Here is a 15,637-nt window from a genome sequence, read left to right as displayed (position 1 = left end):
GATCACCTCGTCGTTCCACCCGAGCAGCGACACCCACATCGAGCCGGTCCGCTACGGCAAGGGATCGAACGCGATGGGCCTGTTGCAGACCTTGATGACGGACGGCGGCGGCAAGACGCCACGGTTCCTGAAATACCTGAAGATGGTTCTGCGGCACCCCTTGGGTCTGTTGCGCACGCTCACGGTCAAGGACTGGAGTGAGCGCACGATCATCGCGTTGGTCATGCAGAACCTCGACAACTCGATCACCACGTACACGAAGAAGGGCCTGTTCGGTCGACGCAAGGTCACCAGCAAGCAGGGCCACGGTCAGCCGAACCCGACGTGGATCCCGGAGGGCAACGAGGCGACGCGTCGAGTTGCCGAGAAGATCGACGGCGTCCCCGCTGGTACGTGGGGCGAGATCTTCAACGTTCCACTGACGGCGCACTTCCTGGGTGGTTGCGCTATCGCGTCGGATTCCGATCACGGCGTCATCGATCCGTACCACCGCGTGTACGGCTACCCGACGCTCAGCGTCGTCGACGGCGCAGCGGTCTCGGCCAACCTCGGTGTGAATCCGTCGCTGACCATTGCCGCTCAGGCCGAGCGCTCGGCCTCGCTGTGGCCGAACAAGGGGGAGACCGACCTGCGTCCCGCCCAGGGCAGCGGCTACGAGCGTTTGGCTCCGATTGCACCCAAGTCGCCTGTGGTGCCGGCGTCGGCTCCGGCCGCGCTGGTCTTGCCGATCGTGAAGATCACTAGCTCTTCGGGGAAAATGACTGGTGCGCAGAGCAATTCGTAATCCACTCGGATCTGCGACCATGTACTGTACTTTGACACCCCGGTACGCGCGACTTACTGGACGGCAGGAACGGTGACCCGACAGTGCTGCAACGAGAGGTCGCCGATCGGCGCTCGCGCCGATGTGACTGTTTCTCTCCGTCGCCGAGACGGTCGCGCCGTGGAGGTGAAACTTCCACAGATTGATTCGTTCCCGATCCATGACCGAAACGGAAAATGATGAGCACCACAGATAGTCGTGTGGCAGGGCGTTGGGTTGAGTTGGCAACCGTAGTTCCCCGCGCAATCGGACAGTTCTACGGCACTGCGGCAGAAACACTGCGGCGGCTTCCTCGTCGACCCTTTCAGTTTCGGGAATTTGTGCACCAGGCATGGTTCATTGCCAGCGTCTCCATCGTGCCGACGCTGCTCATGGCGATTCCCTTCTGTGTGATGGTCGTCTTTCAGATCAATGTGCTGCTCAATGAGATCGGGGCCATCGATCTCAGTGGTGCTGGCGCCGGCGTCGCAGTGATACGCGAAATCGGTCCTGTAGTAACAGTTCTCGTGGTAGCAGGAGCTGGCGCAACGGCAATATGTGCGGACTTGGGATCCCGCACGATCCGCGAAGAAATCGATGCAATGCGAGTTCTGGGAATCGATCCTCTGCAGCGACTCGTCGTCCCACGCGTCATTGCCTCCACCGTCGTTGCCCTTTTCCTCAACGGACTGGTCACCGCCGTCGGGTTGGTGGGTGGCTACCTGTATGCGGTGTACCTTCAAGGCGCGACCCCCGGGCAATTCATCACTGCCATACCGATTTTGACAGGACTCCCTGATCTGATGATCAGTGAGATGAAAGCCGCGGTGTTCGGTTTTCTGGCCGGACTGGTTGCTTGCCACCTAGGGCTGAATGCAAAGGGCGGGCCCAAGGGAGTCGGCGACGCTGTGAACCAGACCGTTGTGTTCAGCTTTTTGCTGCTTTTTCTCTCCAACGCCATCATCACTACGTTGACCATTCACTGAACGGGACTTGCCATGACTACCTCCAGCGAACACGGTATCGACTCCGTCCTTCGCCAAAAGCCCTGGGGGCACAAGCTCCGAGGTGCTGCACAGCGATCTACCGATGGGATGGTCGATGCCGGCTCACAGCTCTCGTTCCACATCCACAGCATTGGGTGGATTCCACGAACTCTGCGGCGCTACCGCCGTGAAGTGGTGCGACTGATCGCCGAGGTTAGCCTCGGCACGGGTGCCCTCGCGGTGATTGGTGGAACCGTTGTCATCGTCGGGTTCCTCACTGCTGCAGCAGGGTACGAAGTCGGACAGCAAGGAAGCAGCTCGCTAGGGCGTGTGGGTGTCGAGGCGATGTCGGGTTTCATCTCCGCGTTCTTCAACACTCGTGAGGCGATTCCGGTGATCGCGGGTGTCGCGCTGACAGCTACGGTCGGGGCCGGTTTCACGGCCCAGCTCGGGGCGATGCGCGTCAGTGAGGAGATCGACGCGTTGGAGGTGATGTCGGTCCCGTCGATCCCGTACCTTGTTACCACTCGCATTCTCGCAGGTCTTGTGGCAGTCGCACCGCTGTACGCAATCGCTCTGTTCATGGGATACGCGTCGACCGAAATCGTCAGTGTCGTGTTGTCCGATCAGTCCTCGGGTACCTATACGCACTATTTCAATCTTTTCCTCGACCCCTACGACGTCCTGTGGTCACTGGTCAAAGTCCTCGTCATCTCGGTTGTCGTGATGTGCGTGCACTGTTACCACGGGTACAACGCATCGGGCGGGCCTGCCGGTGTCGGCGTCGCGGTGGGGCGTGCAGTCCGTACATCTTTGATCGCCATCATGGTCATCGACCTCGTAGTCGGTATCGCGGTCTACGGCGGCGTGCATTCGACGGTACGGGTGTCCGGATGAGAATCGAAATCTCGCGCGGTCGCGCAATACTGCTGGCGATGATCGCACTGGTTTGTGCTCTTCTGGTTCTGGTCGGCGCGCTCGCGTCATACACCGGGGTGTTGACCCCGAGCACTCGCGTTTTCCTGTACGCGGACCGAGCTGGTCTGCTCATGGAACCTGGATCAGACGTCAAGGTGAAGGGGATGGTGATCGGACGCGTCGATCGGGTCGAACTCGATGACGATCACGCAACGCTGATCTTGGAACTCAAACCCGAGGAAGCCCGCAAATTACCGTCGAACGTGGGCGCGGACATCGCCCCGACAACACTGTTCGGGCGGAAGTTCGTCACTCTCGTGACCCCCGAATATCCATTGACGAGTACTTTGACCGCTGGATCGGTAATCGACAACGCCAAGGTCTCCGTCGAGATCAACCGTACCTTCCAGTCTCTGTTGGGTGTGCTCGATACGATCGAGCCGCAGAAGGTCAGCGCGACACTGACCGCCCTGGATACTGCCCTTGATGGCCGCGGCGAACGTTTCGGGGACCTTTTGGTCGACGTCGATCGATATCTCGGCCAGTTCAACGAGAGCATGCCGATCCTACAGCGGGACATCCCGTTGCTTGCCGACAACATCGAGACATTCGCCGCTGTCACCCCGGACTTCATGGACACCGTCGGCAACCTCTCTGTCGCCGGCAATACCGTCGTAGAGAAGCAGGCTCAGCTGAGTGCATTTCTGTTGAGCTTCACCACTTTCGGAAACACCGGCACCCAGGTGCTCGACCGCTCGGGAACGCCATTGATTCGCGCGGTCGACGCATTGGATCCGACGACAAGGCTGTTGGCGGAGTACTCACCGTCCTACCCGTGCTTCTTCTCGAGTCTCAATCAGTCGCGCAGATATCTCGAGCGTGCATTCGGCGGAGACCGGCCCGGCCTCAACATCCTGGGCACCTTACTGATGGGTGATCCGCCCTATACCTACGAAGAGGATCTGCCCGTGAACGGTGCCGACAATCCGCCGAGCTGCTACGGGTACCCGTACGGGCCGAACAGCGCCCCTCCTGGTCATACCGACTTCAACACCGGAACAACGGTATACGGTCCTGTACTCTCGCCCATGGACCTGATCGGCAATCCGTTCGCCTCGCTGATTTACGGAATGACCCGATGATCGCGCGACATGCCGGGCTCAAGCTCGTCGTATTCCTCGTGATCACTTCCGTCATCACGGCGATGCTGGTCGTCGTCGTCGGCGATCTGCGGTTCGGTGCGGCGCGCAGCTACCGAGCGCTGTTCACCAGTGCATCCGGAATGAAGACCGGTGAAGACGTCAAGGTCGCAGGCGTCCCGGTCGGCGACGTCACGAAAGTCGCCTTCGCCGGGGACGGACTGGTACAAGTCGACTTCACCGTCTCCACTGATATCGATGTGTTCAACAGTTCCACGGCCGCCATCAAATACAAGAATCTGATCGGTGACCGCTACCTGGAATTGACCATCGACCCCGACGCATCCGGCGTCCGCTCAGAGGGAGACGCGATCCCGGTGGGGCAAACGCGACCTGCGCTCGACATCGATACTCTTGTCAACGGCTTCAAGCCGCTGTTGCAGGGCCTCGATCCCGATCAGACGAACGAGCTTTCCGCCTCGTTGATCGAGGTGTTGAACGGGCAGGAACAGAATATCGCGTCCCTGATCCGACAGATCGGGACCCTGGGTAACAGTCTCGCCGACCGCGACGAGGTCATCGGGCGGACTATCGACAATCTCTCCGCCGCACTCGATACCGTGCATCGTCGAGGTGATCAGTTCAGCGAGCTCGTCGTCAACCTCCAGCAGTTGGTCAGTGGACTCAACGCCGACAGGGACACGATTACCACGGCAATCGACCACATCGGTGCCGGCGCCGCAGAAACTGCGCAGCTCCTCGCGGACAATCGTCCGGCAATAGCAACAGACATCACCCAACTCCAACAGCTGGCAAGCAATCTCAACGACAAGGCCGACACGCTGAATCTGCTCTTGGCCAAACTCCCCAGCACCTATCAACTGTTGAACCGAGCGTCGGGTTACGGAAATTTCGTCAACTTCTTCGTCTGCGGCCTCGCCATTCGGTATCCCGGAATCGGCGGCCCGGCAACCACACCCATGTTCACAGCGCCAGCAGAAAGATGCAGGTAAGCGAATGAGATCATTCCAGGAACGGGACCCTGTCCGAATGGGCCTGGTGGGAACCGCGATCATTATCGCTGCCCTCGTCGCGGTCTTCAATTACGACAGCATTCCCGGACTATCCGGCACACAGACTGTGGTTGCAGAGTTCGACGATGCCAGCGGACTGACGGCGGGGGACTCGGTACAGATTTCTGGGATCGAGGTCGGCAAGATCTCGTCGATCTCTTTGTCCGGTGACCATGTAGACATAGATCTCGAGATCGATACCGACGGCCGCTCACTCGGCAAGCGCACCACCGCCTCCATTAAGGTGGAGACTGCACTCGGTCGCCGCTACGTAGAAGTGCGCCCTGACGGTGACGGTGACATCGGTGACCGAATCTCATTGGAGAACACCTCCTCGGGGTTTGATATCACCGAATCCCTCAATCAGTTGACTCATCGACTCGAAGGGACAGACAAGAAGCAACTTTCGGAAGCGCTCGACAGTGTGTCGACCGTTCTCGACGAGATTCCGGACAATCTCCGTCCCTCGCTCGAGGGTTTGTCGCGATTGTCGACGACCATCGCCTCGCGGGACGAGGAACTGCGCAACCTCTTGCAGCAATCAAACTCGGTCACGGGAATCCTCGCAGAGCGGAATCAGAACCTGGTGGCACTGGTCTCCGACGGAGGGATCTTGTTTTCTGCCCTCAACGATCGAGCGGCGACCATTCGCGCCCTGCTTGTGCGCGTCCGCGCCGTGAGCGACGAGCTCCGAGGGCTGGCCCAGGACAATGCCGCTACTACCGGGCCGATGCTCGCCCAGGTAGACAGGGTTCTGGAAACCCTCAATGCCAACTACGCCAACATCAACGACTCTATTTCGGGTCTGCGACCCTACGTCACCCAGCTCGGCGAGGTCGTTGGGAGCGGACCGTTCTTCAGCGTACTGCTACAGAACATCACCCCGGCCAATCTCAACGGGCAACAACCCGGCAGCCCTGGAGGAGACAGTCACCGATGAGTACGCAGAGCAGACGCCGAATCCCCTTGCCTGGCAGGATCTTGGCAGGCTTGATCGTTGTCGCTATCGTCGCCACGGCCCTCGCGACCTGGGCTGCGAGTTCGGCTGCGACGAAGGTGACGGCGTACTTCGTAAGCTCGGTGGGTTTGTACACCGGGGACCGGGTCATGATTCGTGGCGTTCCGGTGGGTGCGGTGGACACCATCGAACCGATCGGCGACCAGGTGAAAATCTCCCTGCACTTCGACTCGGAGCACGGGGTCGATGCGGACAGCCGTGCCGTGATCGTGGCACCGACCCTGGTATCGGGCCGCTACATTCAGCTGACCTCCGTCTCCGATGCCGGACCCAAACTCGCCGACGGTGCCGAGATTCCACTCGAACGAACCGCCGTCCCGGTCGAATACGATCAGGTCAAGAAGCAGGTAGCCGACCTCGCCACCGACCTCGGTCCGAAGGACGGGAACGAGGGCGGTGCGCTGAGCCGCATCGCCGATGCCACCACCAAGGCGCTGGGCGGGAACGGCAAGACTCTCAAGGAGAGCCTCATCAATCTCTCCGCAGCCATGCGGACGCTCGCCGACGGCGGGCCGGATCTTTTCGGGACGGTGCGCAACCTGCAGACGGTGGTGTCTGCACTTGCCGCCAACGATTCCGAGATCGAGATCTTCGCCTCGCAGCTCGGCGGCGCTTCGAAGCTGCTCAACGACAATCGCACTGAGCTCGACGCTGCCGTGGCCGCACTCGATTCGATGCTCCCCGAAATCCAGAAGTTCGTCGGCGACAATCGGGGGGCGTTGACGAAGGACGTTTCCTCGCTCACCCGGATCACGAATCTGCTGGTGAACAGGGTAGACGATCTCGCACAGATTCTGCATGGCGCTCCCACCGCGCTCGCGGATCTATACAACATCTACGATCCCGATTCCAATTCGCTCACCGCGAACATCGAGATTGCGGATTACCCGGATCCGATGTCGATGATCTGTGCGTTACTCACGACAGTCGATGCGCCGCAACAAGAGTGCACACGGGCCAGCGAGAACTTCGGCGACCTGTTCAGTGCCGCCGTGCGAGCAGCTCAGGGCGGAGGATCGGGCCCGCCTGCCACCGCTCCTGCTCTTTCCCCCACAGTAGCCCCCGGACTTCCCGAACTATTCACACCAGGAGGTGGACGATGAAGACCGTTGCACCACTGAAACTGATCGGAATGCTCGCACTGACCACGGTGATGGCGACAGGCTGCCGATTCGACGGGGCCAATTCTCTTCCGTTGCCAGGTAATTCGGTCGGCAGCGGCGCGTACACCGTGACCATTGAGCTGCGTGATGTCCAGAATCTGGTGGGAAACTCGATAGTGAAGGCGGATAACGTCACGGTCGGGACCGTCACGACCATCGCGGTGAAAAACAGCATCGCAGTCGTCACAGCCGATATCGACGACCAGGTCGAGTTGCCCAGGAACGTCACCGCGCAGCTTGCGCAGACGAGTGTGCTTGGCGCGCAGTATCTCGAACTGACCTCGCCGACAGGCCCCGGCGGCGAGGGAGAGAAACTGCAGGACGGTGACAGCATCGCATTGACGTCGAGTTCGCAATACCCAGCCACTGAGCAGGTGCTCGCTGCGCTGTCGCTGGTTCTCAATGGCAGTGGCTTGCAACAGGTACGCACCATCATGACCGAACTCAACGACGCTGTCGGCGGTAACGAGGACGCGGTGAACCGGTCCTTCGGACGAATCGAGACGTTTGTGAGTGGGCTCGACCAGCAGCGTGAGGACATCGTGCGAGCCATCGACAGTCTCGACCAGTTCTCCTACGAGCTTGCTCTGCAGAAGGACACACTCGGCAGCGGTATCGAGGCGATCCAACCGGCCCTCGCCGTCCTCGACGAGCAGAAGACGCAGTTGGTAACGATGCTCGACAGCGTCGGAAATCTCGGAGACCGGGCGGCCGAGGTCCTGAGCAGTAGCCAAGAAGATCTGACCGCGAACCTGCACAGCCTCGGGCCGGTCTTGACACAACTGGCCGCAGCAGGCGAGGACCTGCCCGAATCCCTGCTGGTGGGACTGACCTACCCCTTCCCTGTGACCGCGGTGGAGAAGGGCTTTCGGGGTGACTACGCCAATCTGTTCCTCACACTCGATCTCAGCGCGGAAGCCATCCAGACGAAGGTCGTCGGCTCCTTCCCGGTCAAGGATCTCGTCCCCATGTCCAATCGAGCCGTCAACCCATTGATCGCCCCGACCGAGCCTTCGGCTCCGACCGGGACCGACAACACGAACGGCGGACGCTAGATGCATACTAAACTGGTCAAGGGCCAACTGATCGTCTTCGCGATCCTTGCCATCGCGAGCCTGGTGTACGGATTGATTCGCTACGTTGGAATCCAACGACTCACCGGCTTCGACACATACACTGTCAGCGCCGAATTCACTGATGGCAGTGGCATATACAAGAACGCGTTGGTCACCTATCGGGGACTCGACATAGGACGCGTGACAGCAATCGATCTGGATCTGGCCTCCGACGTGGTCCGAGTGAGCATGCAGCTGCGGAATGAACCCCAGGTGCCGGCCGACACCCTCGCCACAATCAAGAGTATGTCAGCGATAGGCGAGCAGTTCGTCGATCTGACACCGGCCACCGAGCGTAGCCCGTATCTCGCTGACGGTGACGTCATCCGAGTGCAAAAAACCTCGGTGCCCACGAGTACCGCGGTGGTCCTCGATCAAACCCAGCGGCTCCTCGACAGTGTTGCTCCCGAAACTCTACGCACCGCTGTCGACGAGACATACCTGGCGTTTGACGGCACCGGCCCGGCCCTGTCATCGCTGATCGACTCGTCCTCACGTCTGCTCGCACTCGCGCAGACCGACATCGGCCCTACACTCGATCTGGTTCATGATGCCGAACCCCTTCTCAACACCGGCAACGAGGTCAGTGGCGACGTACGATCCTTCACACATGATCTCGCCTCGTTCACCGAACAACTCACGCTCAGTGACGGTCACATTCGCGGGGTTCTCGACCATGCTTCCAGTGCCGCCGACACCGTCTCGGGGACCCTCGCCGAGCTCGATCCCACGCTGCCGGTACTGTTGTCCGACCTGCAAACCGGTGGCCAGGTCTTACGAGTCAATTTGCCTCAACTACGCCAGATCCTCGTGGTCTATCCGGCACTGTCGGCAGTGAGTAATTACAGCGTGACCGGCTTCCAACTCGACGACGACAAACTCTCACCCCAAGCGCCCCTAGACATCAAGCTGGGCAACACTCTCAACCCGCCCCCGTGCACCGAGGGATACCAGTCCACGGTACGGCGAGATCCGTCCGACATCGGTCCGGCCGAAGTGCCGCCCGGCGCGTACTGCAAGGTCGCGCCGGATAATCCGAAAGTGCCGCGTGGTGCACGCAACCTCCCCTGCGCCACCGATCCGAGCGTCCGAACTGCGGATATCGCCAACTGCCCACGGGGGCTCCCCTCGACATGGCCGGAGATGCTCGCACACCCCGGGGATTCGGTACCGGGCGGCGGGGCTGCACCGCAGCCCGCCGTTCTTGCGCCAGCTAGAACACCCGAACCGACACCGCGCTCAACGCAGGTCGACACCGCCACACCCTATTCGGAAGCCAAGGGAGCGTTCCGCGGGCCGGACGGCATTACTTACATCCTCGGTCAATCGGTCCAGGACACAGCACACGGAAAGGAAGACTTGGGATGGCAATCACTTCTGATCAAGTAGACAATTCTGATCTCATAGACGAGCTCGACAGCACGCCGAAGGGCACTTCTAGCCTCCCGGTAGCGAGCAGGTTCCGCGGAATCGTCTTCGCGGCGCTGGCCATCGCAGTCCTGATTTTCGGTGGACTCTGTGTTCGCGCCGGACTCGAGGTTCGCGCGGACAACGCCGATACTGCCCGGGATCGCACGGTCACGGAAACCGCCAGTCGCATCGCGTCACAACTTGTTTCCCTCGATCACGATGCCGCTCAGGAGAATTTGGATTCGATCGCGGCTAGTGCGACGGGATCGTTTCGGGATCAGTTCGAGAAGATCTCGGGCAGCTTTGCCACCGTCCTCAACGACGGTCAGGTCAAATCGACCGGCGAGGTAAAGGAAATAGGGATCGTCGACTCCGACGACTCTCACGCAACAGTTCTGACGGCTGTTACCTCCACGGTCAAGAACACCGAAGCTCCGGAAGGGCAGCAACGGGTTTACCGCATGAAGATGAATCTCGAGGAAATAGACGGCAATTGGCTCGTTTCCAACGTGGAGTTCGTGGCATGAACGCGACCGAAGAAGTGAAGTCGGATTTGGCCCTCGCTCGTCACCGGCCGACGCGCCGCAGACCGCTGCGGAGACTGTCTACCTTGAGCACGCGGACAACGGCCGTATCGCTCGCTGGACTCGGGATACTGTTGGCCGGTGCGATTGGAGGTACGGCAGTACTCGAACATCAACTGTCAGGTCATCGCGCCACAGATGACGCGATCACGGCAGCCACCGATTCGGCCGAGACTCGTTTGCCGCAGGTGCTGTCCTACGATTTCAATACAGTGGATACGCAATTCGCCTCGGCCGTAGACAATCTAACCGGAAAGTTTCGAGACGATTTCGCCGAACTCAGCTCCGGCGTCATCATCCCTGCGGCGCATCGAGATTCGATCATCACCGTCGCTGAGGTGGTGGAGAGTTCGGTGGTCAACGCTGACGCGAATGACGTGACGTTGCTGCTGTTTCTCAACCAAAGCACCACCAGCACCAAATACGAGGGGCCTCGGCTGGATGGCAGCCGCGTGCGGGTCACCATGACAGATGCCGATGGTAGTTGGCTCATCTCCGACATCACACCCGTCTGAGATCGGCGGCACTCCCACAGGTTTGAGTTCGATTGTGTTCGCAAGTCACTAGCAAGCAAGAAGAGGGAGCCTAGTCATGGGTGTCGAGGTAGCGGTACAAGGACTGACAAAGTCTTTCGGGTCGCAGAGGATTTGGCAGGACGTGTCGTTGACACTTCCCGCGGGTGAGGTCAGCGCACTGCTCGGGCCTTCGGGTACCGGTAAGTCGGTGTTCCTGAAGTCCCTGATCGGACTGCTCCGCCCTGAACAAGGCTCCATCGTCATCGACGGCACGGACATCCTGCAGTGCTCCTCCAAGGAGCTCTACGAGATCCGCAAACTGTTCGGCGTTCTCTTCCAGGACGGCGCACTGTTCGGCTCGATGAACTTGTACGACAACATCGCCTTCCCGCTTCGTGAGCACACCAAGAAGTCGGAATCCGATATCCGCAAGATCGTGATGGAGAAGTTGGACCTCACGGGTCTGGTCGGCGCCGAGGACAAGCTTCCCGGTGAGATCTCCGGCGGCATGCGCAAGCGTGCCGGTCTGGCGCGTGCACTCGTTCTCGATCCCGAGATCATCCTCGTCGACGAGCCCGACTCCGGTCTGGATCCGGTGCGTACGACGTACATCAGCCAAACGCTGATCGACATCAACGCCCAGTCGGACGCGACGATTCTGATCGTCTCGCACAACATCAATCTCGCACGCACGGTGCCGGACAACATCGGCATGCTTTTCCGTCGTCAGTTGGTGATGTTCGGTCCTCGCGAGGTGCTGCTCACCTCGGACGAGCCCGTCGTCAAGCAGTTCCTCAACGGAACGATGATCGGTCCGATCGGTATGTCGGAGGAGAAGGACGAGGCTCAGATGGCGCACGAGCAGGCGCTCGTCGACGCCGGTCACCACGCCGGTGGTGTCGACGACGTCGAGGGCATCGTGCCGCAGATGAAGGCCACCCCCGGAAACCCGGAGCGTCAGGCTGTTCGTCGTCGCCAGGAGCGCGTCCGTCAGATCATGCACACCCTCCCAGCTAACGCACAGGCGGTCATACGCAACAGTTTCGGCAGCGTGGAGATGCTCTACACCTGAGGCGCGAGCCAAGTCTTCGAGGCATAAAGGGAGGCCGCCGCACCGGCGGGCTTCCCTTTGCTGCGTTCAAAGCAGTGCAAACACTTCGTCGGGCGATGCGAACATAGGTAGACAAAACCGGTCAATTTATCTAGTAAATGAGCAAAAATGATATATTGTACAAATAGATGTGATTAGCGACACTGCATACTTCCTGTGTGTGTGCGCGCCCCAGCAAGGAGTCCCGATGAGTACACCCACTCGCTCTCAACCACCCCACCCAGTCGACGAATGGCATGACAAAAAGCGCTACCTCTGGCTGCTCGGACTGATTGCGCCGACGGCCCTGTTCGTGGCCACAGGACTGGCATACGGTTTCGGAAAACTCGGATGGTCAGCGGTAACACCCATCGTGTGGTGGGTCGGTCCGATCCTGCTTTATGTGATGCTGCCGATCCTCGACCGATTCTTCGGCCCGGACGGGCAGAACCCCCCGGACGAGGTGATGGAGCAACTCGAGAACGACAAGTACTACCGGTACTGCACCTACGCCTACATCCCCTTCCAACTCGTCAGCCTGGTCTTAGCCTGCTACCTCTGGTCCGCCGATGACCTCGGATGGTTGGGGATCGACGGAGGCTTGGGACTGATGTCGAAAATCGGCGTGATGTTCACCGTCGGAGTCATGGGTGGAATCGGGATCAACACCGCACACGAAATGGGACACAAGCGCGAAAACCTCGAGCGCTGGCTCTCCAAGATCACCCTCGCCCAAACGATGTACGGGCACTTCTACATCGAGCACAACCGCGGCCATCACGTGCGAGTTTCCACTCCCGAAGACCCAGCCAGCGCCCGATTCGGCGAAAATTTCTGGATGTTCCTTCCGCGCAGCGTTTTCGGTGCCATCACGTCCTCATGGGAGCTCGAGCGCACGCGGATGCATCGTATCGGTAAGCGCACGTGGAGTCTTCAGAACGACGTACTAAACGCGTGGGTGATGTCGATCGTTCTGTTCGGTGCGTTGACCGCAGTGTTCGGTTGGGTCGTGCTGCCATTCCTGGTGATTCAGGCGATCTACGGAGCGTCCTTGCTCGAAACGGTCAACTACCTCGAGCACTACGGACTGATGAGACAGAAGCTGGAATCGGGAAGATATGAGCGATGTGCGCCAGCACACAGCTGGAACTCCGATCACATCGTCACCAATATCTTCCTCTACCACCTACAACGGCACAGTGACCACCACGCGAATCCTCTTCGCCGTTACCAGACGCTCCGCAGCATGGACGGAGCACCCAATTTGCCGACCGGTTACGCAAGCTTGATCGGACTCGCGTATTTTCCGCCCCTGTGGCGCAAAGTCATGGACCACCGAGTGCTCGATCACTACCAGGGAGATATCACCTTGGTAAATGTCGATCCGCGCAAAAGCGCGAAGATTCGTTCCCGCTACGGAGTGAAGTGATCATGAGTGCCTATCAATGCCCCATCTGCGGCTTCGTCTACGACGAGACGAAAGGTGCACCGCGCGAGGGATACCCGGCAGGAACCCCCTGGGACGCGGTCGACGACAGCTGGTGCTGCCCGGACTGCGGTGTCCGCGAGAAGCTCGATTTCGAGAAGAAAGAAGTCTGATAGGACATGTCCGATTTCAAACTTTTCCGTTGTGTCCAGTGCGGATTCGAGTACGACGAAGCCGAAGGCTGGCCGGACGAGGGGATCGTGGCAGGGACCCGCTGGAGTGATATCCCCGAAGACTGGAGTTGCCCCGACTGTGGAGCAGCGAAAAGCGACTTCGACATGGTCGAGGTGAACCGCTGATGAGGGTCATCGTCATAATCGGAACGGGCGTGGCGGGGTCCAGTGCGGCCAATACGCTTCGCGCAGAGGGATTCGACGGCCGCATCGTCATGATTGGTGAGGAAGCGTACGCACCCTACCGGCGTCCAACGCTCTCGAAAGATCTCCTCGCGGGTACCACTGCCATCGAGAAGGCTCTGCTTCACCCGGCTGGTCACTGGGCCGCCAACGACATCGAACTCCGATTGTCCACGCAAGTGACCACACTGAACACCGCCACGCGCATTCTGTCACTCGATACCGGCGAAACCATCAGCTACGACACCCTTCTGCTCGCCACCGGCGGCCGGCCCCGAATCGTTGCACACCGCGCCGGGATACGCATGCACCAATTGCGCGGCGTCGCGGACGTGGAATCACTGCGCACGGCCATCCTCGACGCGGGATCGTTGTTGGTCATAGGCGCTGGATTGATCGGAATGGAAGTTGCTGCGACCGCCCGTGAACTCGGTGCTGCAGTCACGATCCTCGAGGCCGGAGTGCGTCCGTTGAGCCGATTTTGCCCGCGCGAGGCTGCCGACTATCTCGTCGGCTTGCATCGTGCACATGGGGTCGACATTCAGGCCGACGTGCAATTGGCCGCAATCGAGGAGAGCGAGGACTCGGTGATCGCGACCGACGCCAGCGGACGTACGTGGTCGGCTGCGATGGCATTGAGCGCCGTCGGTATGCTACCGAATACAGATATGGCGGCCGCGGCGGGGATCGACGTCGACAACGGCATCACGATCGACGAGCAGCACAGGACGTCGGCCCCGGCCGTATTCGCTGCGGGCGACGTCGCCAACATCTTCGACCCCGTGGCCGGTCGGCGAACACGTCACGAGAACTGGAACAGCGCACTTGCACAAGGTGATCGAGCGGCCCGGTCGATTCTCGGACGCCCGCTGCAGCCGGTCGAGGTGCCGTGGGGGTGGACGAGCCAGTACGGAAAATCGCTCCAGTTCGCCGGCGTTCAGACACAGGACTCCGAACATGTCGTTCTGGGATCAGTTCCGGACGGAGACTTCACGATTCTCATGTGTCGAAACGGATCGCTGGTCGGCGCCACCGCAATGAAACGTCCGAAGGACATCCGCATCGCGCGGACCCTCATACGGGAAGGCAGTTCGCTCAACCGTGACGTACTCGGCGAATCGCCGAGTTTGTCGGACTACATCGCTGACAGGCAAAGACTGGAAACCGCCAGCCCCGGATAAAGTCGGACCATGTCTGAACACACTCGACCTGGAAATCGCAGTCGGTATCAAAGTGCCGCGACCCTCCTGATGCGAAGCGCCGTCCTCGATTCGCTCTCTACATTGCTGCTCGCGCGGCGATGGTCCGCGATCACCATGACCGATGTAGCGGAGGCAGCAGGCGTCAGTCGTGCGACTCTCTACAACGAGTTTCGTTCGCGAAACGGACTGGCTCGCAGTTATGCCATCAGACTGACAGATACGATCGCTACCGGAGTCGAGGACGCGGTCTATTCGCACCCCGATGACAGCTACCGAGCGATCTGGACCGGCTACGCCGGATTCTTTGCAAAAATCAGTACGGACCCCCTCGTCCAATCCTTGCGTACCGAGGATCCACCCACCGATCTGTTGAAAATGATTACCGTCGAAGCTGACTTCATTATGGATCATGCCGTCGAACGATTGGCAGAAGCGTTCCGCCGCAGCTGGGTTCAGGCGCAACCTGCAGATGCGGAACTCATGGGAAAGGCGATTGTCCGTACTGCCTTGAGTTTCATTTCCCTACCTGCACCCAATGGCGAAAAAGCCGCAGAGGACGTTGCGCGGTTCTACGTACCGTTCGTCGAGGCCATTCGATCGAAATAGCCCCTCTGTGCGGAACGAAACCGACTCGGGGTTGTGGGCGTCGGCCGCAGTAATGGCTCGATCTTTCACTTGCCGATGTACGGAATTCATACCGCTGACACAGAAGGACACACAGTGACTGACATATCGCTTGGTATCTCCCGCACGCCACTAGGTCTGGCCATCGACGCGGCG

Annotated in this window: 17 protein-coding genes; all 17 read left to right on the top strand. The window is 60.0% G+C overall.

The features are described 5' to 3' along the window. The coding region (locus ASU23_RS04260; protein WP_172827018.1) for a GMC oxidoreductase at window positions 1–784 on the top strand (784 nt) is incomplete at its 5' end. A 218-nt stretch (window positions 785–1,002) separates the two neighbouring features. Continuing rightward, window positions 1,003–1,788 carry an ABC transporter permease gene (locus ASU23_RS04255; RefSeq protein WP_082661338.1) on the top strand — a complete coding sequence of 262 codons (786 nt, stop codon included), beginning with the start codon at window positions 1,003–1,005 and terminating at the stop codon, window positions 1,786–1,788. Between the two features lie 108 nt (window positions 1,789–1,896). Further along, window positions 1,897–2,685, top strand: coding sequence for an ABC transporter permease (locus ASU23_RS04250; protein ID WP_058037372.1), 789 nt, complete (start codon window positions 1,897–1,899; stop codon window positions 2,683–2,685). Then, window positions 2,682–3,848 (top strand): MCE family protein, encoded by a 1,167-nt coding sequence (locus ASU23_RS04245; protein WP_058037371.1) that lies wholly within the window; start codon window positions 2,682–2,684, stop codon window positions 3,846–3,848. Before ASU23_RS04250 ends, ASU23_RS04245 begins: the two co-directional genes overlap by 4 nt. Continuing rightward, a complete protein-coding gene (locus ASU23_RS04240) occupies window positions 3,845–4,858 on the top strand; it encodes an MCE family protein (RefSeq protein ID WP_058037370.1) in 1,014 nt (337 codons plus the stop codon). Before ASU23_RS04245 ends, ASU23_RS04240 begins: the two co-directional genes overlap by 4 nt. Before the next feature lie 4 nt (window positions 4,859–4,862). Continuing rightward, complete coding sequence (locus ASU23_RS04235) at window positions 4,863–5,858, top strand: MCE family protein (RefSeq protein WP_058037369.1); 996 nt, start codon at window positions 4,863–4,865, stop codon at window positions 5,856–5,858. Further along, window positions 5,855–7,039 carry an MCE family protein gene (locus ASU23_RS04230; protein ID WP_058037368.1) on the top strand — a complete coding sequence of 395 codons (1,185 nt, stop codon included), beginning with the start codon at window positions 5,855–5,857 and terminating at the stop codon, window positions 7,037–7,039. Before ASU23_RS04235 ends, ASU23_RS04230 begins: the two co-directional genes overlap by 4 nt. After that, a complete protein-coding gene (locus ASU23_RS04225) occupies window positions 7,036–8,154 on the top strand; it encodes an MCE family protein (protein WP_058037367.1) in 1,119 nt (372 codons plus the stop codon). The genes ASU23_RS04230 and ASU23_RS04225 overlap by 4 nt, the downstream gene beginning before the upstream one ends. Further along, window positions 8,155–9,603 (top strand): MCE family protein, encoded by a 1,449-nt coding sequence (locus ASU23_RS04220; RefSeq protein WP_058037366.1) that lies wholly within the window; start codon window positions 8,155–8,157, stop codon window positions 9,601–9,603. Next, the gene (locus ASU23_RS04215) at window positions 9,579–10,151 is read left to right on the top strand and encodes a hypothetical protein (protein ID WP_058037365.1); all 573 of its coding nucleotides are present in this window, start codon (window positions 9,579–9,581) and stop codon (window positions 10,149–10,151) included. Before ASU23_RS04220 ends, ASU23_RS04215 begins: the two co-directional genes overlap by 25 nt. Then, window positions 10,148–10,723: a hypothetical protein gene (locus tag ASU23_RS04210; protein WP_058037364.1), complete on the top strand. Its 576-nt coding sequence runs from the start codon at window positions 10,148–10,150 to the stop codon at window positions 10,721–10,723. Before ASU23_RS04215 ends, ASU23_RS04210 begins: the two co-directional genes overlap by 4 nt. Window positions 10,724–10,799: 76 nt before the next feature. After that, complete coding sequence (locus ASU23_RS04205; RefSeq protein ID WP_058037363.1) at window positions 10,800–11,795, top strand: ABC transporter ATP-binding protein; 996 nt, start codon at window positions 10,800–10,802, stop codon at window positions 11,793–11,795. Window positions 11,796–12,021: 226 nt separating this feature from the next. After that, complete coding sequence (locus tag ASU23_RS04200; protein ID WP_058037362.1) at window positions 12,022–13,242, top strand: alkane 1-monooxygenase; 1,221 nt, start codon at window positions 12,022–12,024, stop codon at window positions 13,240–13,242. A 2-nt stretch (window positions 13,243–13,244) separates the two neighbouring features. Further along, the gene (locus ASU23_RS04195; protein ID WP_058037391.1) at window positions 13,245–13,412 is read left to right on the top strand and encodes a rubredoxin; all 168 of its coding nucleotides are present in this window, start codon (window positions 13,245–13,247) and stop codon (window positions 13,410–13,412) included. A gap of 6 nt (window positions 13,413–13,418) precedes the next feature. Continuing rightward, window positions 13,419–13,598 carry a rubredoxin gene (locus ASU23_RS04190; protein WP_058037361.1) on the top strand — a complete coding sequence of 60 codons (180 nt, stop codon included), beginning with the start codon at window positions 13,419–13,421 and terminating at the stop codon, window positions 13,596–13,598. Next, window positions 13,598–14,836, top strand: a complete 1,239-nt coding sequence (locus ASU23_RS04185) for an NAD(P)/FAD-dependent oxidoreductase (RefSeq protein ID WP_058037360.1) — start codon at window positions 13,598–13,600, stop codon at window positions 14,834–14,836. The genes ASU23_RS04190 and ASU23_RS04185 overlap by 1 nt, the downstream gene beginning before the upstream one ends. 9 nt (window positions 14,837–14,845) lie before the next feature. Continuing rightward, entirely contained in the window at window positions 14,846–15,463 is a 618-nt protein-coding gene (locus ASU23_RS04180) for a TetR family transcriptional regulator (RefSeq protein WP_058037359.1), read from the top strand. Window positions 15,464–15,637 lie beyond the last annotated feature (174 nt).

This window comes from Rhodococcus sp. KB6, from assembly GCF_001445685.1.
GTDB lineage: Bacteria > Actinomycetota > Actinomycetes > Mycobacteriales > Mycobacteriaceae > Rhodococcus_F > Rhodococcus_F qingshengii.
This window is presented reverse-complemented; position numbering and strand designations above follow the sequence as displayed.